This window comes from Flavobacterium sp. SORGH_AS_0622 (assembly GCF_030818825.1).
In the GTDB taxonomy this organism is placed as follows: Bacteria; Bacteroidota; Bacteroidia; order Flavobacteriales; family Flavobacteriaceae; genus Flavobacterium.
Window position 1 is genome coordinate 4,559,341 of the sequence record NZ_JAUTAX010000001.1, and the last position, 20,453, is coordinate 4,579,793.

A 20,453-nucleotide genomic window follows, 5' to 3' on the forward strand; every position below is an offset into this window, starting at 1 on the left:
ATCTAATCAATTGGTAACAAATCAACTCTTTAGTTGGAAATTTGATAAAAATTGAAGTTAAAAATACCCATTAAATTATTAATAATACTTAATTTTGCGCCACAAAAAAACAACACATTTACTTTTAAATGTGATTCGTACAGCAAAATGGTGCACGAACACATCAATTAAAAACATTAGATAGCTACATGAAAACAGATGCTTTTGCTTTAAGACACATTGGTCCAAGAGAAACTGATCTTCAGCACATGCTGAAAACTATTGGAGTTGATTCGATTGAACAACTTGTTTATGAAACCCTTCCGGACGATATTCGTTTAAAAGCGCCTTTGAATTTAGATCCTGCAATGACGGAATATGAATTCGCAAATCACATTCAAGAGTTAGGAAAGAAAAATAAAGTATTCAAATCTTATATTGGTTTGGGTTATCATCCAACTATTGTTCCTGCTCCGATTCAGAGAAATATCTTTGAAAATCCAGGATGGTATACAGCTTATACACCTTATCAAGCAGAAATTGCCCAAGGTCGTTTAGAAGCGATTTTAAATTTCCAAACTACTGTTATTGAATTGACAGGAATGGAAATTGCAAATGCTTCTTTACTTGACGAAGGTACAGCTGCTGCAGAAGCAATGGCTTTGTTATTTGATGTTCGTACTCGTGATCAAAAGAAAAACAACACAAATAAATTCTTCGTTTCTGAAGAAATTTTACCACAAACTTTATCTGTACTTCAAACACGTTCAACTCCAATTGGAATTGAATTAGTGGTTGGAAACCACGAAAATTTTGAGTTTTCAAATGAGTTTTTCGGAGCTATTTTGCAATATCCTGGAAAATATGGTCAGGTAAACGATTACAGTGCTTTTGTTGCTAAAGCAAAAGAAAACGAAATTAAAGTAGCTTTTGCTGCTGATATTTTGTCACTTGCTGCCTTAACTTCTCCAGGAGAAATGGGAGCTGCAGTAGTTGTTGGAACTTCACAGCGTTTTGGTGTACCAATGGGTTACGGAGGTCCTCACGCTGCTTTTTTTGCAACTAAAGATGAATATAAAAGATCTATGCCAGGTCGTATTATCGGAGTTTCTATTGATGTAAATGGAAACCGTGCTTTACGTATGGCATTAGGTACTCGTGAGCAGCACATTAAACGTGAAAAAGCAACTTCAAACATTTGTACTGCTCAGGTTCTATTAGCAGTTATGGCTGGAATGTACGCGGTTTACCACGGACCAGAAGGTTTGAAATATATTGCAAACAAAGTTCACGCATCTGCAGTTACTACTGCTGAAGCTTTAAATAAATTGGGCGTTTTCCAAACTAACACTGCTTACTTTGATACTATTTTGGTAAAAGCTGACGCTCAAAAAGTAAAGGCTGTTGCTGAGAAAAACGAAGTAAACTTCTTTTATGTTGATGCTGACACGATTTCGATTTCATTAAACGAAACGACTTCAATTGCTGACATCAACCAAATTATTGCCATTTTTGCTGAAGCTTTAGGAAAAGAAACTTTTACTGTTTCTGAATTAGCAACTGCAAGTCAATTACCTGCTTCATTAGAAAGAACATCTTCTTTCTTAACGCATGATGTTTTCAACAATCATCATTCAGAAAGTCAGATTATGCGTTACATCAAAAAATTAGAACGTAAAGATTTATCTTTGAATCATTCGATGATTTCATTAGGTTCTTGTACGATGAAATTAAACGCAGCTTCAGAAATGTTACCTCTTTCAATGCCAAACTGGAACAGCATTCACCCGTTTGCACCAGTTGAGCAAGCTGAAGGTTATATCACGATGCTTAAAAAATTAGAGCAACAATTAAATGTAATTACAGGTTTTGCTGGAACAACTTTACAGCCTAACTCTGGAGCTCAAGGAGAATATGCTGGTTTAATGGCGATTCGTGCTTACCACTTATCAAGAAACGAAGGTCACCGTAATGTATGTTTAATTCCTTCATCTGCTCACGGAACAAACCCTGCTTCTGCAGCGATGGCGGGAATGAAAATCATTGTTACTAAGACTACTCCGGAAGGAAATATTGATGTAGAAGATTTAAGAGAAAAAGCAATTGAACATAAAGATGATTTATCTTGTTTGATGGTAACGTACCCTTCTACTCACGGAGTTTTCGAATCTTCAATTATTGAAATCACAAAATTAATCCACGAAAACGGCGGATTAGTATATATGGATGGTGCAAACATGAACGCGCAAGTTGGATTAACAAATCCTGCTACAATTGGCGCTGACGTTTGTCACTTAAACCTACACAAAACATTCGCTATTCCTCATGGCGGCGGCGGACCTGGAGTTGGTCCTATCTGTGTGAACGAAAAACTAGTTCCATTTTTACCAACAAACCCAATCTTAAAAGTTGGCGGTGAACAAGCTATTACAGCTATTTCATCTGCGCCTTACGGATCTGCTTTAGTATGTTTAATCTCTTACGGTTACATCACAATGATGGGTGCTGAAGGATTAAAAAGCGCTACAGAGCACGCGATTTTGAATGCTAACTATATGAAATCTCGTTTTGAAGGTCACTACCCAATTCTTTATACTGGAGAATGCGGCAGAGCGGCTCACGAAATGATCTTAGATTGTCGTGCATTTAAAGAAAACGGAATTGAAGTTGGTGATATCGCAAAACGTTTGATGGATTACGGTTTCCACGCTCCTACGGTTTCTTTCCCAGTTGCTGGAACTTTAATGATTGAGCCAACTGAATCTGAAGATTTAGCAGAATTAGACCGTTTTTGTGATGCTCTTATCTCAATCAGAAAAGAAATTGAAGCTGCAACTGCTGATGATAAAAACAATGTACTGAAAAATGCACCTCACACATTGGCAATGTTAACTACTGATTCTTGGGATTTCCCTTATACTAGAGAAAAAGCGGCTTACCCATTAGAGTACATTGCTGAAAATAAATTCTGGCCATCTGTTCGTCGTGTAGATGATGCATACGGAGACAGAAATTTAATTTGCAGCTGTGCTCCTATTGAAGCTTACATGGAAAGCTAAAAATAAGTTTTCTTTACATATTCAAACCCGACAGATTTCAAAACCTGTCGGGTTTTGTTTTTTGTTTCAGGTTTCAAGTTTCAAGTTTCAAGTTTCAAGTTTCAAGTTCTACAGAAACCTGAAACCTTAAACTTGAAACATTTTTTTTTTAACATTTTCTTCAATCGTTTGAAATCTCGGAAAAATTAAAAAATCATTAAAAAATAAACAATATATCTTGTAAAAAATCATTTATTCATAATTATATGCATGCATAGTATTTTTTATGATAGTTATCATATTTTTATTTATACTTTAGCATGAAATTTATCGGATAATTTAAGGAAAGAAATGAAAATAAAAATTATTGGTATTGGGAGTTACATTCCTAATTTAGAAGTAAAGAATACAGATTTTGATAAACATATTTTTTTAAATGAAGATGGAACTCCATTTGGTTACCCTAACGAAGTTGTTATAAAAAAGTTTAAAGGTATTACTGGAATTGAAAATCGCCGTTACGCCGAACCACAATATAATGCGTCTGATTTAGCCTTTTTTGCTGCAGAAAAAGCAATTGCAAGTGCAGGAATTGATGCTGAAACTCTAGACTATATTATTTTTGCCCATAATTTTGGTGATGTTAAAACTGGAACACATCAAACGGATATTTTACCAAGTTTAGCAACTCGTGTTAAAAATAAATTAGGTATTAAAAATCCTAAATGCGTTGCTTATGATATTCTTTTTGGATGTCCGGGCTGGATTGAAGGTGTTCTACAGGCAAATGCTTTTATCAAATCTGGTATGGCAAAAAGAGTTTTAGTAATTGGAGCCGAAACTTTATCTAGAGTTGTAGACGATCATGATCGTGATTCGATGATTTACTCTGATGGTGCTGGTGCTTCAATCTTAGAAGCTTCTACTGATGAAGCTGGTTTATTATCTTATGAAAGCGCCACTTTTGCCAACGATGAAGCGAATTATCTTTATTTCGGAAAATCGTATAATCCAGATTTAGATCCAGATATCAAATACATTAAAATGTACGGTCGTAAAATTTACGAATTTGCATTAAGTCAGGTTCCATTGGCTATGAAAAGCTGTTTAGACAAAAGCGGTATTGGAATTGACGATGTTAAAAAAATCTTGATTCATCAGGCAAACGAAAAAATGGACGAAGCTATTATCGAACGTTTTTACAAACTATACGATAAAACATCACCTAAAGATATTATGCCAATGAGCATTCACGATTTAGGAAACAGTAGTGTTGCCACCGTTCCAACCTTATACGATTTGATTCTGCAGGGAAAAATAGAAAATCACGAAATAAACAAAGGAGACGTTGTTATTTTTGCTTCTGTTGGAGCTGGAATGAATGTTAATGCATTTGTTTATAGATACTAGTATTCAGTCACAGTAATCAGTCCGACAAACTGTAAGCTGCGACTCAAAACTGAAAACTTAAAAAAGTCTGCATCTTAAAATGCGGACTTTTTAGTATATTTGCGACCTAATTAAAATCAAGAACGAGAGATTGTTTCGTTCCTCGCATTACTATGTACGAAAAAACGTTTCCGAATAAAAGATTCAAACTTACTTTAGAATTTTTACAAAAGCACGTTAACACATCAGAAACCATTTTTGATTTTGGCGTACCAAATCCGTTTTCTAAAATAATGGAAGAAAATGGATATACGGTAAAAAATACAAAAGGAGAAGATTTAGACAACGATCAAACGGCTTTACAAACAGAAGAATATACTGTTTTTACAGCATTTGAAATTTTCGAACATCTGCTAAATCCATATACAATTTTACAAAACGTAAAATGTGATAAACTTTTAATTTCAATTCCGTTACGTTTATGGTTTTCACCAGCTTATCGCTCTAAAACAGATATGTGGGACAGACATTATCATGAGTTTGAAGACTGGCAGTTAGACTGGCTTTTAGAAAAAACAGGATGGAAAATCACAGATCGTCTGCAATTTACACACCCTGTGAAAAAATTTGGATTCAGACCCCTGTTAAGATATTTCACTCCAAGATATTATATTGTTGCTGCTGAAAAAATAAAATAAAATTCCAATATTAAATTCCAAATTCCAATTTTACCGACATGGTTAAAATTGGAATTTGGAATTTTAGAAAGTTGGGATTTATTCTCATCAATTGGAATTTGGAATTTAAAAAAATTGGAATTTAAAATGAAGTATTACATCGTCATTCCCGCACATAATGAACAAGATTTAATTGGCTTGACTTTACAATCTTTGGTTTCGCAGACTGTTTTACCGTCAAAAGTGGTTGTGGTAAACGACAATTCTACGGATAAAACAGAAGAAGTTGTATTGAGTTTTGCAAAGGAGAATCCGTTTATTTCTGTTGTGAATAAAACTTCAGATGCGATTCATCTTCCGGGAAGCAAAGTCATTCAGGCTTTTCAAAAAGGTTTTGAAACTTTGGATTCTAATTATGATATTATTGTAAAAATAGACGGCGATTTAATTTTTCCACCCAATTATTTCGAAACTATCATCAAACATTTCGAGTCTGATCCTAAAATCGGAATGGTTGGCGGATTTTGTTATATCGATAAAAACGGCGAATGGGTTTTAGAAAACCTTACCGATAAAGATCACATTCGCGGCGCGCTGAAAGCCTACAGAAAAGAAACTTTTCAGCAAATTGGCGGGTTAAAACCTGCAATGGGCTGGGACACTGTAGATGAATTATTGTGTAAATTTTATAACTGGAAAATTGTTACAGACCAATCTTTACATGTAAAACATCTAAAACCGACTGGTGCAAATTACAATAAAACAGCTCGTTATAAACAAGGCGAAGCTTTTTATACTTTAGGATATGGTTTTTGGATTACTGCAATTGCATCGGCAAAATTAGCGATGATGAAGAAAAAACCATTCCTGTTTTTAGATTATATTAAAGGTTTTTTGAAAGCAAAAAAAGCAAAAACTCCTTTACTCGTTAACCCTGAACAAGCTAAATTTATTAGAAATTATCGTTTGCAAAAAATGAAAGAAAAGTTAATTTGATCCCTAAAACGACCGAAAAACTTGAACTCATAACCCAAAACTCGTAACTTCTTTTTACCTTAGCCAATATTTGTAAAACTTATGATGCTAATTCGTTATTTATCCCAAATAGGAAGATATTTTTTAATGCTTAAAGAAATTTTCAATAAACAGACCAAATGGCCTGTTATGAAAAATTTGATTTTCAAAGAAATCGATGATTTAATTATTGATTCTCTTGGGATTGTCTGCTTTATTTCTTTCTTTATTGGTGGAGTTGTAGCCATTCAAACTGCTCTTAATTTAACTAATCCTTTAATTCCAAAATATTTAATTGGTTTTGCTACACGTCAATCTGTAATTTTGGAGTTTGCTCCTACTTTTATTTCGGTTATTATGGCTGGAAAAATGGGATCTTACATTACTTCAAGTATCGGAACAATGCGTGTTACAGAGCAGATTGATGCTTTAGAAGTTATGGGTGTTAATTCATTAAACTATCTTGTTTTCCCTAAAATCGTAGCTTTATTAATGTACCCTTTTGTAATCGGGATTAGTATGTTTTTAGGAATTTTTGGAGGATGGCTTGCATGTGCTTATGGAGGATTCTCGACTAGTCAGGATTTTATTCAGGGTGCTCAAATGGAATTTATTCCGTTTCATATTACATATGCATTTATTAAAACTTTAATTTTCGCAATGTTATTGGCTACTATTCCATCTTTTCACGGATATTACATGAAAGGCGGGGCATTAGAAGTAGGTAAAGCAAGTACGGTATCGTTTGTATGGACATCAGTTTGTATCATTCTTTTTAATTATATATTAACTCAATTATTATTAGGATAATGATAGAAGTAAAAAACATAGAAAAATCATTTGGTGATAGTAAAGTTTTAAAAGGCGTTTCGACCGTTTTTGAAACTGGAAAAACCAACTTGATTATTGGACAAAGTGGATCTGGAAAAACGGTTTTACTTAAAACGCTATTAGGAATTCATACACCAGATTCTGGAACAATTGAATTCGATGGAAGAGTCTATTCTGACTTGGATCCAGATGAAAAAAGAGCATTAAGAACAGAAATCGGAATGGTTTTTCAAGGAAGTGCTTTGTTTGATTCGATGACAGTTGCAGAAAACGTAGCTTTCCCATTGCGAATGTTCACAAATAACTCTAAGGCACAAATCAAAGAACGTGTTGATTTTGTTTTAGAAAGAGTAAACTTAGTTGAAGCACATAAAAAATTGCCGTCTGAAATTTCAGGTGGTATGCAGAAACGTGTGGCTATTGCCCGCGCGATTGTAAATAATCCAAAATATTTGTTTTGCGATGAGCCAAACTCAGGTCTTGATCCAAATACATCAACTTTGATTGATAATTTGATTCAGGAAATTACGAGAGAATACAATATTACAACCGTAATTAATACTCACGATATGAACTCTGTAATGGAAATTGGAGAGAATATTGTTTTTTTAAAAAAAGGATTAAAAGCCTGGCAGGGAACAAAAGAGGAAATCTTTAGAACTGATAATAAAGATATTGTGAAGTTTGTTTATTCTTCAAACTTATTCAAAAAAGTAAGAGAAGCTTATTTGAAGGGTTAAAACCTTTATTTAAAATTCCAATAAAAAAATTCCAAATTCCAACTGTAGATCAGTATTGGAATTTGGAATTTTTTTATTGAAATTTCTTCCCTATGATTGGGATTTGTTTTTTTTATTGAGATTTTAAAGTAATCAACTCAACTTCTGCATTTGGATTAAAAAGGTAAGTTTTCCCAGAACTGATTTCTAAACACTCAAAACGTTTTGTTCTAACAGCTATTTTTTTAAAAACTTTACCGTTTTTGATTCTAAAAATACTTCCGTAAGGAATTTCGAAAACATAATTTTTATCATTTTCTTTATCGTATTGCTTTAAAGCCAAAGATAAAGTGGTATCCGTATCGCTGCTTGCAGATGGGTTTTTAAAATGTCTTGCCAGTAAAGGCAAAATGTGACCTGGAAATATTTCTGGTCTTATAAACGGAACCATTAAGCGCTGAAACGTATATTTCCATTCATTTCCATGAGGTTTTATATTTCGCCCAAATTTTTCAAAAGCTACGAGATGTGCAATTTCATGTATTAGCGTAATTAAAAACCTATATTTATTTAAACTCGCATTAACTGTAATTTCATGTTTCCCGCTCGGTCCTCTCCTATAATCACCATGACGAGTCTGACGTTCGTTTACAATTTTCAAGTGCACCTGATTGGCAACTATCAAATCAAAAACAGGTTTTACCGCATGTTCGGGAATATATTTAGCTAGAGTGTCGCTCAATTTAAAATTAAATGTTATTTGTTAGATGTTAGACGTTTTAAAATTGGAATTTGTTTTTTTTATTTTGGAATTTAATTTACGGATTTGTTGATGAAACTTCAAGCACTTTTCCGTTAAAGTATTTATTTCCGTTAAGAGTAAAATCATAAATATATGTCGCCATTCCTTCAGCAGAAATTGGAGCCTGATAACCAGGGAAAGCTTCGTTTAACATCTCAGTTTGAACAGAACCTAGAGCCAGTACATTAAACGAAATACCTTGCTCTTTATATTCTTCTGCTAATAACTCCGTTAAAGTAATAACAGCTCCTTTACTTGAACTGTAAGCAGCCAATCCTGCAAATTTAAGGCTTCCGCGTACGCCGCCAATTGAACTTATCGTGACAACGTGACTTCCCTTTTGCAAATAAGGCAGACATATTCTAGTAAGATTAGCAACTGCGAAAACATTCACTTTGTAAATGCTTTCAAAATCCGCTTGTGTAGTCTCTGCAAAAGGTTTTAAAAGTAAAGCTCCTGCATTATGAACAACTGCATCTACTTTTTTCCAAGTCGAAGAAAGAAATTGATCTACTTCTGCTAAAGCTTTTTCATCGGCTAAATCAATCGACAAACAAGTTACATTTTGGTGTTCCAAAAGTGTTTTTGGTATTTTTCTTGAAATGGCCAAAACCTGATTTCCTGCATTTGCAAACTGCAACGCTAGTTCATAACCAATCCCTCTACTCGTTCCGGTAACAATAATATTTTTCATGAAGCAAAAATAATCAAATGCAGTAAAATGACCTCTTATTTATTCATGGTTATTTCTTGCGTTTCAGTAACTGCTATTTTGGTAACTGCCGGCAATAATTCCTGAGTAAATGCTGTAATATGTGGAATATCCATTAACTTAAATTCATCTGAAACATGATGATAAAAATCGAAGTTTTTAAAATCGAAGGTACTTATGGATTGGCATGGTTTTCCAAAAGCCTGAAAAAAAGAATAATTATCAGATCTATAAAACAATTGATATTCTGCTTCTTTTGGCAAAAATCCGATTGTCTTTTTTCCTGTGTATTCATTTATTTTGTCTGCCATATTCGATTTATCAAAACCTGTAATATAAGCTAGATAATCTCTTTTCATCGGCACACCGATCATTTCGATATTTAATTGCGTGTAAAGATTAAAATTCTGTTTTTTCAATTTTTCAACTAAACTTTTTGACCCCAGCAGACCTTTTTCTTCTCCAGCAAAAAATACGACTAAAATACTTCTTTTATTAGATTTGGTTTCGCTAAAATATTTCGCCATCGCTGCAACAGAAGTCACACCCGAAGCATCATCATTAGCTCCATTATTTATTTTATCTGCCTGTTCTTTTTTCTCTATACCAATATGATCGTAATGAGCACTTAAAACAACATATTCTTTTTTTAATTCAGGATCAGTTCCTTCAATAACTCCAACAATATTAAAGGCTGGGCTTTTAAAATTAGTCAACATATCGCGATAGGTTTTAAAATAGGGCTTGATATTATTTTTCTTTAAAAAATCTTCTAAAAATACGGCTGCTTTTTCAATTCCTTTAGTTCCTGTTTCACGTCCCTCCAATTCATCTGAAGAAAGATATTTTAAGAAATCTGAAATTTCAGTTTCGCTGACTTTATAGTTAACCGCAATTGGTTTTGAATTTGACTGAGATCCTTTTTCAACCGTTGTAATAGTATTCGTTTTACAAGCTAAAAAAATAAAAGGAAGTAGAAAGTATAGTTTTTTCATAATATTTTGGTGTTGAATTAGTATTGAAAAAGAATGAGATTTACTTGAAAGCATAAACTTATGAAAACTAAAAGAATAATCATAAAAAAACCCTTTCAAACTAAAAGCAGAAAGGGTATTTAAATATATGCATCGAAAATCTATCCAGCAATAACTGCTCTTGAAATTACAATTTTTTGAATTTCTGAAGTTCCTTCGTAAATCTGGGTAATTTTTGCATCACGCATCATACGCTCAACATGATACTCTTTTACGTATCCGTTTCCACCATGAATTTGAACTGCTTCTACGGCTGTATCCATTGCAACTTGTGAAGCAAATAATTTTGCCATTGCACCACTTACATCGTAATTTTTATTTTGGTCTTTATCCCAAGCCGCTTTCATACATAAATGACGTGCTGCTTCGATATTAACTGCCATATCTGCCAATTTAAAAGCAATTGCTTGGTGATTGCAAATTTCTGTTCCAAATGCTTTACGTTCTTTAGAATATTTTAATGCTAATTCATAAGCTCCAGATGCAATTCCTAATGCTTGAGAAGCGATACCAATTCTACCTCCCGCGAGAGTCTTCATTGCAAATTTAAATCCGAAACCATCTTCTCCAATTCTATTTTCTTTTGGAACTTTTACATCAGAAAACATTAGCGAATGTGTATCAGAACCACGTATTCCCATTTTTTGTTCTTTAGGACCAACTGAGAAACCTGGCATATCTTTAGTCATAATCAAAGCATTAATTCCTTTATGCTTTAATTCAGGATGTGTTTGTGCAATTACTAAATAAACCGATGCTGTGTTTCCGTTTGTAATCCAGTTTTTAGTTCCGTTTACCAAATAATGGTCCCCCATATCAATTGCCGTTGTTTTTTGAGAAGTAGCATCACTTCCTGCTTCTGGCTCACTTAAACAAAAAGCCCCGTGAATTTCTCCAGATGCCAAACCTGGCAAATATTTTTGTTTCTGTTCTTCTGTACCAAATTCCTGCAATCCCCAGCAAACCAAAGAATTGTTTACTGACATCACTACTGAAGCAGATGCATCAACTTTAGAAATTTCTTCCATTGCAATAACGTATGAAATAGCATCCAAGCCGCTTCCGCCGTATTTAGGATCAACCATCATTCCCATAAAACCTAATTCTCCCATTTTTTTTACTTGCTCTGTTGGAAAAATTTGTTTTTCGTCGCGTTCAATAACTCCTGGCAGTAATTCATTTTGAGCAAAATCTCTTGCTGCCTGCTGAATCATTAAATGTTCTTCGGTAAGATTAAAATCCATAGTAGTTTACTTTAAATGTTTTTCAACCAAAAAATAATGCATTTTAGTTGATGATGTTAGTTTTGTTTTTGTTTTTTCGGAGCCTGAATTTTTAATTCAAGGCTTCCAAAGATACTTTTTAAAAGTCAATTTTACAATGCACGCATATAAAATTAATAGATCTACAAAGATAACGATAACGTTTTCGTAATAATTTAGGTTTTCTTTCAAATGAGCATTAATATTGCAGCAAATTTTCTAAAATTTAAAATTCAAATTCTACCATTTAAATCGAAAAAACAACTGAAAAATCGACAAATCTTCCCGAAAGAAAGATTAAACAATCCTTAAAATACGTAAAACTACGTAAAATATCTCTTACTAATTTGATTTTTAATACTATACAAATTTCAAACGAAATCTTTTCTCGAAAAAAACATTCTCTACATACATCAAAAATTGACAAATTAGCATTATTTTTACCCAAAAAATAAAAAATTGACAGAACATGAAAAAGATTTTACTATTACTTACTCTCCTTTTAAGCTTACAATTTTCGACCGTTTCGGCACAAACCCAAATCGATGTTAATGGTGTAACAGTTCCTAGAAAAATAGAATATCAGGGCAAAACATTACAACTTAATGGAGCAGGCGGAAGATCAAAAATGTGGTTAGAAGTTTACGTGCAAGCACTGTATCTATCTCAACTAAGTCAAGATCCTCAATTTATTATTGATAGCGACACAGAAATGGCTATCAGAATTGAAATTACATCTTCTATGGTTTCTTCTAATAAATTAACAAAAGCCATGAATGCAGGTTTTGAAAAATCTGCTGGTGCAAATCTTGACCAACTTCGTCCTCGAATTGAAACTTTCAAGTCATTTTTAAGCGATGCTATTACAGAAAAAGATGTGTTTATATTAGCTTACAATCCGCTTGATCAAACTTTAAATGTTTATAAAAATGAAGTTTTAAAGGGAAAAATCCAGGGATTTGATTTCAAAAAAGCATTATTTGGAATCTGGCTTTCTGATAAACCAGTTGATGAAACTTTGAAAAAGAATTTATTAGGAATGTAATTTCCAAAATAGAATATAATCCTAAAGCCGAAAGCAATTTGTTTTCGGCTTTATTTTTTTGTTTTATAAATTTGGATCCAAATACATTATTCGCATTATTCTATTTTATACATTTACGCAAAATAAACATATCACAACAAAATGAAAGATTTATTACAACAATTTGAAAACAAGGCACCTGAAATTGTTTTCAATTGGAAAGATTCAGAAACAGAAGCCGAAGGGTGGACTGTTATTAATTCACTTCGTGGAGGAGCTGCGGGTGGAGGAACAAGAATGAGAAAAGGTTTAGACATGAACGAAGTTTTGTCACTGGCTAAAACTATGGAAGTTAAATTCTCTGTTTCCGGCCCTGCAATTGGCGGTGCTAAATCTGGAATAAATTTTGACCCGAACGATCCGCGTAAAAAAGGTGTTTTGCAGCGTTGGTACAAAGCGGTTTCTCCTTTATTAAAAAGTTACTATGGAACTGGAGGAGATTTAAATGTTGACGAGATTCACGAAGTTATTCCGATGACAGAAGAATGTGGTGTTTGGCATCCGCAGGAAGGTGTTTTCAACGGACATTTTAAACCAACTGAAGCTGATAAAATCAACAGAATTGGTCAATTACGCCAAGGTGTAATTAAAGTAATCGAAAATCCAAAATTCTCTCCAGACGTTACCAGAAAATATACAGTTGCAGATATGATTACTGGTTTTGGTGTTGCAGAAGCTGTTCGTCATTTTTACGCGACTTATGGCGGAGACATAAAAGGTAAAAAAGCAATAGTTCAAGGTTTTGGAAATGTAGGTTCTGCTGCCGCTTTTTATTTAGCTGAAATGGGAGCGAAAGTTATCGGAATTATTGATCGCGACGGTGGATTGATTAAAGAAGACGGTTTTTCTTTTGAAGAAATCAGAACCTTGTTTTTAAATAAAGATGGAAATAAATTAGTTGCTGATAATATGATTCCGTTTGAAGAAATTAATTCAAAAATCTGGACAATTGGTGCTGAAATTTTCACTCCTTGTGCTGCTTCAAGATTGGTAACTCAAACTCAAATTGACAGCTTAATTGCAAATGGGTTAGAAGTTATTTCTTGCGGTGCAAATGTTCCTTTTGCTGATAAAGAAATTTTCTTTGGTTCTATTATGGAAGAAGTAGATCATAAAGTAAGTTTGATCCCGGATTTTATTTCAAACTGCGGAATGGCGAGAGTTTTTGCTTATTTCATGGAGAAAAAAGTTCAAATGACAGACGAAGCTATTTTTAACGATACTTCTGAAATTATAAAAAATGCGATTGTAAAAGCTCACGCTTTGAATTCGTCAAAAACAAATATTAGTGCAACTGCTTTTGAAATTGCATTGAAACAATTAGTGTAGTTTTTCTATTATAATATTAAAAGGATCAAATTTAAATTTGGTCCTTTTTTTGTTTCTCGTAGATTTTTTAACGCAAAGCACGCTAAGATATTTTAATTCATAGCGCAAGCAATATCTAAATATTAAGTTCGTAAAGCTTTGTGTACATCTAGCTTTTGCGAACTTCAATCTGAGATTTACTCAAATTTTAGACAAATGAAACTTTGCGTTTCTTTGCGTAAACCTTTGCGAATTTTGCGTTATAATTACAAGGCTTTTTTTAACGCAAAGCACGCTAAGATAGTTTAATTCACAGCGCAAGCAATATCTAAATATTAAGTTCGCAAAGCTTGGTGTACATCTAGCTTTGCGAACTTAATCGGAGATTTACTCAAATTTGAGACAAATAAAACTTTGCGTTTCTTTGCGTAAACCTTTGCGAATTTTGCGTTATAATTACAAGGCTTTTTTTAACGCAAAGCACGCTAAGATAGTTTAATTCACAGCGCAAGCAATATCTAAATATTAAGTTCGTAAAGCTTTGTGTACATCTAGCTTTTGCGAACTTCAATCGGAGATTTACTCAAATTTGAGATAAATTAAACTTTGCGTTTCTTTGCGCAAACCTTTGCGAACTTTGCGGTCAAATTCTCTCGCACATTCTAAACAATTTTTAGTACTTTTAAACGTTTTTAAAATAATACATTTCAAAATTCAGAATCAAAATGAGTTCCACTATTTCTTCAGATCAAAAGAAATCATTACTACTCACCACAGCAATATATGCTGTACTAATTCTATTGCTTTTATTCATACGTTTTTGGCCTCCTTACAATCCAGAAAATAATGTAGCACTTGCAGATGGCGGCGGAGGTGGCGGTGGCGTTACTGTAAATTTTGGCGATAGTGATCTTGGTTCTGGTGCTAATTATAAAAGTGAAGTTTTGAATGTCAAAAATACTGTAAAACAAGCTCCAGCAAAATCAACTCCAGAGGAAGCTATCATTACGCAGGAAAATACGACTGCCGATAATGATGTAGTAATTCCAACAAAAGAAAAACCTAAGAAACCTGTTCCTGTTGAAAAACCTGTACAAAAACCTGTACCAGAAAAACCAAAAGTTTCTAATTCAACAAACGATGCATTAGCAAGCATTATGAAAGGTTCAAATAAAGGTGGTGACGGAGATGATAAAGCAGCTGGAAATAAAGGAAAAGCCAACGGAAGCTTAAACTCTAACGGTTATTATGGAAGTGGTGGTTCTGGCGGAGGAACTGGAGGCGGTAACGGAACTGGAAGTGGTATCGGCTCAGGAAGCGGTTATGGAGCTGGAAGCGGCGGTGGTTCTGGCGGTGGATCTGGATATTCTTTAAACGGACGAAAGGCATTATCTAAACCTGCTCCAAAATATACCTGCAATGAAGAAGGAAAAGTCGTTGTAGAAGTTACTGTTGATCAAAATGGAAAAACGATAAGCGCTACAGCTGGAGTAAAAGGAACAACCAACACTGCAAGTTGTTTATTAGAACAAGCTAAAATTGCAGCATTAAACACAAAATGGTCGGCAGATGCAAATGCTGCGGCCAAACAAGTGGGAAAAATTATTTATAATTTTAGTTTGGATTAAAACACGAATTGCACAGATTTACAAAAATTATAATTAACATAAAAAAGGCTTTCTGAAAATTCAGAAAGCCTTTTTTAGTTTCTATCTAATTACTTACAATTAGTTTGTCATCCTGAGCGAAGTTGAAGGACACGCAAGAAGCTCTACAAAGATTGGTGATTCTCCTTGAGGAATTACTTGTATGTCCTTCAACTTCGCTCAGGATGACATATTGTTATGTAAAATTTATGTTGTGTTTGCGTGAGGGATAGAAGCAAGCTACCGAAGTAGCGCGGATAGCCCGACCTCAATAAAAAAATGGGCGAATCAACGTGATGATGATTTGCCCATTTTTTTATTGGGGTCACGCCCTAATTGTAAATCTACTTCGGACTTGTCGCAATTACAAACTTTAAGTTGTTCTTCACTCCTATCTGCAAAACATCTACTAAATCTTGTACTTGCAAATTAAAAGGGATTCGAACAACAACTGTTTGTTCTTTATCTGTTCCAATTTTAGACATTAAACTTGTTTCCAGGTTTTCAAAATCAACCTCTTGTTTGTCAATGTAGAACTTTTTATCTTCTGTAACCGACAAACTAATTAATTGTTTATTGGTTTTTTCATTCGCTTTCGCTTTTGGCAATGTCATCTTAATAACATTCGGATTTGCCAGTGTTGAGATAATTAGGAAAAACAACAGCAGGAAAAACATAATGTCACTCAAAGATGAAGTCGCTACTTCGGCGTGAAATCTTCTTTTTCGTTTAATAGACATAGTTTATGCTCTTTGAATTATGTTGACAAATTCTAAAATCTGCTTTTGAATTTTTAAAGCAAAATCATCAATTTTTCCGTTTAATAAGTGGTATGCACTATAGGCAATAATACCAACAATTAACCCAGAACCAGAGCTGATCATTTTTTCATATAAACCTCCAGAAATGTTTCCGATACTAATATTTTCTGTAACCGAAATACTGTAGAAAATTTTAATTACCCCAGAAATTGTTCCGATAAAACCAAGAGTTGGCGCAATACCAGCGATAAGTCCAAGATGCCCAAGACGTCTTTCCATTTCACCAATTTCGATATCTGCGGCTCGGTCCATATTAGATTCGATTTCTGCAATTGGTCGTCCAATTACCAAAACTCCTTCTTTTAAAATATTTCCAGCAGCCGTATTATTTCGTTCTACAATTGTTCTTGCCAATTCAATATTTCCAGAATGCAATTTATCTCCAACATCCTGCATTAATCTGCCGTCAATTTTTGAAGCTCGGCTGATGTACATATAACGTTCAAAGATTACATAAATAGTATAAAACAATAGAATCGCAATCGGAATCAAGAAGACTCCTCCTTTCATAATAAAGCCAAACATTGAAATTTCATTTTGCGGTGCGATCTTTTCGATCACTACATTTGAAGCCTGTGCGATTGTATCTGTTTGTAATTGAATAAAACTAAACATATATTAATTCTGGTTTTTAATAATTAATTCTAAAAAATATTTGAAATTTGCAATAAAGATAATTTTCGCTGTAATATTAAACTACAAAAATCGAAATTTATTTCAATCAACAACCATTTTATCCAAAATAAATGAACTATCAAGAGACTACCGAGTGGATGTTTAATCAACTTCCAATGTACCAATTGCAAGGTGCTTCAGCATACAAAGAAGATTTGACTAATATTAAGTTATTAGCAGCTCACCTTGACAACCCTCAGGATCATTTGAAATGCATTCATGTTGCGGGTACAAACGGAAAAGGTTCTACTTCGCATATGCTTTCTTCGGTTTTACAGGAGGCAGGTTACAACGTAGGATTGTATACTTCTCCACACTTAAAAGACTTTAGAGAAAGGATTAAAATAAACGGAAGAGAAATTTCCGAAGATTTTGTCTGCGGATTCATTGCAAAGCACAAATCTTTTTTTGAAGCCAATGATATGAGCTTCTTCGAAATGTCGGTTGGATTGGCTTTTGATTATTTTGCAGCTGAAAAAGTTGATATTGCTATTATTGAAGTCGGCCTTGGCGGAAGATTAGACGCAACAAATATCATTACACCTTTGGTTTCGGTAATTACCAATATAGGTTTAGACCACACGCAGTTTTTAGGAAATACACTCGAAGCGATTGCAGGTGAAAAAGCGGGAATTATTAAACCGAATGTTCCAGTTGTAATTGGAGAATATACCGAAGAAACCAAACCTGTTTTTTTAGCTAAAGCTGAAGAGAAACGTGCTCCCATCTATTTTGCTTCTGATTTAATTGATCAAATTTATTTGTCTGACTTGGTTGGTGATTACCAATTTCATAATAAAAAAACGGTGCAGCAGACTATTTCAATTCTTAACAATGAAACTGGTTTTAAGATTTCGAATGAAGAATTAAAACAAGGCTTATTAAATGTTGTGAAAAATACTGGTTTACAAGGCAGATGGCAGCAATTGGGAGAAAACCCGAAAATAATCTGTGATACTGCGCATAACAAACACGGATTAGAAGTTGTAATGAATCAGCTTAAAAATGAAGCATTTGAAAAGCTTCATATTGTTTTCGGTGTTGTAAATGATAAAGACTTAGATTCTATTTTGCCACTTTTCCCAAAAGAAGCGCAATATTATTTTTGCCATCCAGATTCGTCACGGGCTTTGCCAGCCGAAACTTTACAAAGTGAAGCAAAAAAACACAATTTGATTGGAGAAAAATACGATTCTGTCGCCATCGCTTTTGCGGAAGCAAAGAAAAATGCTTCTGAAAATGATTTTATTTATGTTGGAGGAAGCACTTTTGTTGTTGCCGAATTGCCTTTGAACTAAAATATACTTTGGATCTAGAAAAAACTTTAAAAAAATCATTTTAATAACAAATTCATAAACAGCGAGATATAAATTATTTTAAAAAAACTTTTATTTTTTATTCGATTTTCTTTGCAGAACTCAAAAACTAGCGTATATTTGCACTCGCAATCACAAACGATAGCAGCCTAGTAAAATAGGGCGATTAGCTCAGCTGGTTCAGAGCACCTCGTTTACACCGAGGGGGTCGGGGGTTCGAACCCCTCATCGCCCACCAAGAAACTCCTTAAGAAATTAAGGAGTTTTTTTTTGCCGTTTTTATACTGTATGCTGAGGAAATTTATAAGAATGACTAAACTACTTTTGGACATTAATAATGAAGTAGAAGCCGTAATGATTGAAAGAGGTTTCGTTAAAATGAAAGAATTTAACACGGAATTAAAAAGTCTCAGAAAGAAAAACAAGAAAATAAGATTGATAAATTGTATCCCGAATTAATCAAATGGTGCTCTTTACAGTAGTTCATCATTTTACGATAAAAATCAAATCCGAAAAAAAACTCCTTAAGCTCTTAAGGAGTTTTCTACACATTTTAAACTTTAACCATCAATCTTTATTCCTTTTTATTTTCTCGCATACTTTTTCAAGAAGACTTTTAGTCTGTTTGAAATATTTCATTTTATCATCAATCTCTTTTATTTTGGCTTGAAAAAGTTCTAATGTTTCCGGTTTTGAATCAGTGCTTTCGAACCAGCTTTTCAATATTTTTTTTATTTCTGCTAGAGTAAATCCCACTTCTCTTGCTTCTATGATAATTTCTAAACGCTCAATAGTATTAGCATCGTAGTGTTTATAGTTATTAGATGTCACCTTTTCGTTAGTCAATCCCTTTATCATTCCCAAATTTTCGTAGTATCTAATAGTATGAATTGATAATCCCGTTTTTTTTGATAATTCGTTTACAAGCATAGTTCTATTTTTTTAAAAGAAAACAACAAAGTATAGAGTATAGTCTACACTTTACGCTTTCAAATATACTAATTCTTTTTGCATTTAAAACATAAGAAATGAATTAAAAATTTTATAGTAGAACCTGCAATTACAAAAGGATATAATCTGAAAATTCTGGATACAAAAAATTTATAAAATTCCCATTTTAGCATGCGATCATCGTAAGCGTAGTCTATCACAAAACCAGAGAGACAAAAGAAAAAATCTACCACTAAAAAACCATGACCTATAAAATTCTTACTATATATACTATTCCATACAGCAAATGTAGCTACTCCTCGTGATCCGTCAAGAATTTCAAAATGTTGTTTTGTTTAGAGAATGGCTGTGTCAGTTTTGACAGCATTCATTAAAATAATATTCTTTGCTATTAGTATTAGACCCAATTATTAAGTAGTCAAGCATCCCAAATTCTACAAATTAACATTCAAATCTAAATAAGATTTAGTAAGCCACAAACAATTATAAGTTCGCGGCCACTTTATTTTTATTAAAATTCATATGACAATCAAAAAAAAGCACTTTTAATCAAGGTCGTTTCTCTTTATTTTTTTTAAGATTTTCTCTAGTCATTTAAACCTTTTCCAATAAGAATATTTGGGATATTCTTCTCTACCCTTCCCTCTCTTGTTTTAGATTGTTTAGGCTGCGAAAAATGGAGCAAATAAGCTCTCTGTCTGCCTGGAGTTAGAGCATAAAAAGCTTTTTTCAAATCAGGATCGCTATCTAGTTTAACTTGAAACTCTTGCGCAATCTCAAATTCAGAAACTTTTTTCAGTTCTACTTTTAAACCAGCTTTTTCAATTTCAGCAGCTTCATAAATATATTGTATAAGCACCTCTTTTTTACTTTCTATTTCTTTAAGATTAGTAAAACGAACTTGACGTGCTGCTTGAACATTTTCCGTTTGCTGAATTAATATCTTATCTGGATCCTTCATCAAAGCACCTTTAAAAAACAGTAAAGCACAATAATCCTTGAACGCATGAATCAAAACAATATTTGACTTTTCGAAAGTATAACAAGGAACTCCCCATTTTAACTCTTCAGCTAAATGACAATTCAAAACAATAGCACGCAATTGTTCTAATTCAGCTTTCCATTTTTCTTCTTTCTCAAAATAAAAATCAACTTTAGAATTTGCACTGTAACTAGTCATAATACCTAAAAATTT

18 protein-coding genes and 1 tRNA gene are annotated in these 20,453 nt (G+C 33.4%); 11 read left to right on the forward strand and 8 right to left on the reverse strand.

The window, feature by feature from the left end; all coding sequences use genetic code 11:
- Positions 1-188: 188 nt before the first annotated feature.
- From gcvP to QE431_RS19605, 6 genes are all read left to right on the forward strand, one after another.
- Positions 189-3,038 carry an aminomethyl-transferring glycine dehydrogenase gene (gcvP, locus tag QE431_RS19580; RefSeq protein ID WP_307299564.1) on the forward strand — a complete coding sequence of 950 codons (2,850 nt, stop codon included), beginning with the start codon at positions 189-191 and terminating at the stop codon, positions 3,036-3,038.
- Positions 3,039-3,368: 330 nt separating this feature from the next.
- Complete coding sequence (locus QE431_RS19585; protein ID WP_057114962.1) at positions 3,369-4,427, forward strand: 3-oxoacyl-ACP synthase III family protein; 1,059 nt, start codon at positions 3,369-3,371, stop codon at positions 4,425-4,427.
- A 152-nt stretch (positions 4,428-4,579) separates the two neighbouring features.
- On the forward strand, positions 4,580-5,104 hold the full coding sequence (locus tag QE431_RS19590) for a methyltransferase (RefSeq protein ID WP_057114963.1): 525 nt from the start codon (positions 4,580-4,582) through the stop codon (positions 5,102-5,104).
- A gap of 126 nt (positions 5,105-5,230) precedes the next feature.
- Positions 5,231-6,079, forward strand: a complete 849-nt coding sequence (locus QE431_RS19595) for a glycosyltransferase family 2 protein (RefSeq protein ID WP_307299565.1) — start codon at positions 5,231-5,233, stop codon at positions 6,077-6,079.
- Between the two features lie 81 nt (positions 6,080-6,160).
- On the forward strand, positions 6,161-6,907 hold the full coding sequence (locus QE431_RS19600) for an ABC transporter permease (RefSeq protein ID WP_053470782.1): 747 nt from the start codon (positions 6,161-6,163) through the stop codon (positions 6,905-6,907).
- Complete coding sequence (locus QE431_RS19605) at positions 6,907-7,668, forward strand: ABC transporter ATP-binding protein (protein ID WP_057114964.1); 762 nt, start codon at positions 6,907-6,909, stop codon at positions 7,666-7,668. The genes QE431_RS19600 and QE431_RS19605 overlap by 1 nt, the downstream gene beginning before the upstream one ends.
- Before the next feature lie 112 nt (positions 7,669-7,780).
- Here QE431_RS19605 and QE431_RS19610 read toward each other — a convergent pair whose 3' ends face one another.
- The 4 genes from QE431_RS19610 to QE431_RS19625 all read right to left on the reverse strand — a co-directional run bounded on the left by QE431_RS19610 (position 7,781) and on the right by QE431_RS19625 (position 11,439).
- The gene (locus tag QE431_RS19610) at positions 7,781-8,389 is read right to left on the reverse strand and encodes a SprT-like domain-containing protein (RefSeq protein WP_134142816.1); all 609 of its coding nucleotides are present in this window, start codon (positions 8,387-8,389) and stop codon (positions 7,781-7,783) included.
- A gap of 76 nt (positions 8,390-8,465) precedes the next feature.
- Positions 8,466-9,143, reverse strand: coding sequence for an SDR family oxidoreductase (locus tag QE431_RS19615; protein WP_134142815.1), 678 nt, complete (start codon positions 9,141-9,143; stop codon positions 8,466-8,468).
- A 35-nt stretch (positions 9,144-9,178) separates the two neighbouring features.
- Positions 9,179-10,156 (reverse strand): M20/M25/M40 family metallo-hydrolase, encoded by a 978-nt coding sequence (locus QE431_RS19620; protein ID WP_307299567.1) that lies wholly within the window; start codon positions 10,154-10,156, stop codon positions 9,179-9,181.
- Between the two features lie 140 nt (positions 10,157-10,296).
- On the reverse strand, positions 10,297-11,439 hold the full coding sequence (locus QE431_RS19625; RefSeq protein ID WP_134142812.1) for an acyl-CoA dehydrogenase: 1,143 nt from the start codon (positions 11,437-11,439) through the stop codon (positions 10,297-10,299).
- Between the two features lie 487 nt (positions 11,440-11,926).
- Here QE431_RS19625 and QE431_RS19630 point away from each other — a divergent pair, with 487 nt between their 5' ends.
- The 3 genes from QE431_RS19630 (at position 11,927) to QE431_RS19640 (ending at position 15,477) form a co-directional block, all read left to right on the forward strand.
- Entirely contained in the window at positions 11,927-12,502 is a 576-nt protein-coding gene (locus QE431_RS19630; protein WP_057114969.1) for a chalcone isomerase family protein, read from the forward strand.
- Between the two features lie 141 nt (positions 12,503-12,643).
- Positions 12,644-13,870: a Glu/Leu/Phe/Val dehydrogenase dimerization domain-containing protein gene (locus QE431_RS19635; RefSeq protein ID WP_307299568.1), complete on the forward strand. Its 1,227-nt coding sequence runs from the start codon at positions 12,644-12,646 to the stop codon at positions 13,868-13,870.
- 704 nt (positions 13,871-14,574) lie between these two features.
- Complete coding sequence (locus tag QE431_RS19640; protein WP_307299569.1) at positions 14,575-15,477, forward strand: energy transducer TonB; 903 nt, start codon at positions 14,575-14,577, stop codon at positions 15,475-15,477.
- Between the two features lie 362 nt (positions 15,478-15,839).
- Here the strand turns inward: QE431_RS19640 and QE431_RS19645 are convergent, their stop codons facing one another.
- Both QE431_RS19645 and QE431_RS19650 read right to left on the reverse strand, forming a co-directional pair.
- Entirely contained in the window at positions 15,840-16,235 is a 396-nt protein-coding gene (locus QE431_RS19645; RefSeq protein WP_008464192.1) for a biopolymer transporter ExbD, read from the reverse strand.
- A 3-nt stretch (positions 16,236-16,238) separates the two neighbouring features.
- Entirely contained in the window at positions 16,239-16,931 is a 693-nt protein-coding gene (locus QE431_RS19650; protein ID WP_057114972.1) for a MotA/TolQ/ExbB proton channel family protein, read from the reverse strand.
- A 131-nt stretch (positions 16,932-17,062) separates the two neighbouring features.
- Between QE431_RS19650 and QE431_RS19655 the strand changes: the two genes are divergently transcribed.
- Positions 17,063-18,289: a folylpolyglutamate synthase/dihydrofolate synthase family protein gene (locus tag QE431_RS19655; RefSeq protein WP_307299574.1), complete on the forward strand. Its 1,227-nt coding sequence runs from the start codon at positions 17,063-17,065 to the stop codon at positions 18,287-18,289.
- A gap of 178 nt (positions 18,290-18,467) precedes the next feature.
- Positions 18,468-18,545: transfer RNA gene (locus QE431_RS19660), tRNA-Val, on the forward strand.
- Positions 18,546-18,874: 329 nt separating this feature from the next.
- On the opposite strand, the gene QE431_RS19665 is transcribed toward QE431_RS19660, so the two are convergent.
- Entirely contained in the window at positions 18,875-19,237 is a 363-nt protein-coding gene (locus tag QE431_RS19665) for a MerR family transcriptional regulator (RefSeq protein WP_307299578.1), read from the reverse strand.
- A gap of 607 nt (positions 19,238-19,844) precedes the next feature.
- Entirely contained in the window at positions 19,845-20,438 is a 594-nt protein-coding gene (locus QE431_RS19670) for a YdeI family protein (RefSeq protein ID WP_307299580.1), read from the reverse strand.
- Positions 20,439-20,453: the final 15 nt, after the last annotated feature.

Coding starts and splice junctions, on each gene's coding strand:
- gcvP (WP_307299564.1), top strand. CDS start 189: ATGAAAACAGATGCTTTTGCTTTAAGACACATTGGTCCAAGAGAAACT.
- QE431_RS19585 (WP_057114962.1), top strand. CDS start 3,369: ATGAAAATAAAAATTATTGGTATTGGGAGTTACATTCCTAATTTAGAA.
- QE431_RS19590 (WP_057114963.1), top strand. CDS start 4,580: ATGTACGAAAAAACGTTTCCGAATAAAAGATTCAAACTTACTTTAGAA.
- QE431_RS19595 (WP_307299565.1), top strand. CDS start 5,231: ATGAAGTATTACATCGTCATTCCCGCACATAATGAACAAGATTTAATT.
- QE431_RS19600 (WP_053470782.1), top strand. CDS start 6,161: ATGATGCTAATTCGTTATTTATCCCAAATAGGAAGATATTTTTTAATG.
- QE431_RS19605 (WP_057114964.1), top strand. CDS start 6,907: ATGATAGAAGTAAAAAACATAGAAAAATCATTTGGTGATAGTAAAGTT.
- QE431_RS19615 (WP_134142815.1), bottom strand. CDS start 9,143: ATGAAAAATATTATTGTTACCGGAACGAGTAGAGGGATTGGTTATGAA.
- QE431_RS19620 (WP_307299567.1), bottom strand. CDS start 10,156: ATGAAAAAACTATACTTTCTACTTCCTTTTATTTTTTTAGCTTGTAAA.
- QE431_RS19625 (WP_134142812.1), bottom strand. CDS start 11,439: ATGGATTTTAATCTTACCGAAGAACATTTAATGATTCAGCAGGCAGCA.
- QE431_RS19630 (WP_057114969.1), top strand. CDS start 11,927: ATGAAAAAGATTTTACTATTACTTACTCTCCTTTTAAGCTTACAATTT.
- QE431_RS19635 (WP_307299568.1), top strand. CDS start 12,644: ATGAAAGATTTATTACAACAATTTGAAAACAAGGCACCTGAAATTGTT.
- QE431_RS19640 (WP_307299569.1), top strand. CDS start 14,575: ATGAGTTCCACTATTTCTTCAGATCAAAAGAAATCATTACTACTCACC.
- QE431_RS19645 (WP_008464192.1), bottom strand. CDS start 16,235: ATGTCTATTAAACGAAAAAGAAGATTTCACGCCGAAGTAGCGACTTCA.
- QE431_RS19650 (WP_057114972.1), bottom strand. CDS start 16,931: ATGTTTAGTTTTATTCAATTACAAACAGATACAATCGCACAGGCTTCA.
- QE431_RS19655 (WP_307299574.1), top strand. CDS start 17,063: ATGAACTATCAAGAGACTACCGAGTGGATGTTTAATCAACTTCCAATG.
- QE431_RS19665 (WP_307299578.1), bottom strand. CDS start 19,237: ATGCTTGTAAACGAATTATCAAAAAAAACGGGATTATCAATTCATACT.
- QE431_RS19670 (WP_307299580.1), bottom strand. CDS start 20,438: ATGACTAGTTACAGTGCAAATTCTAAAGTTGATTTTTATTTTGAGAAA.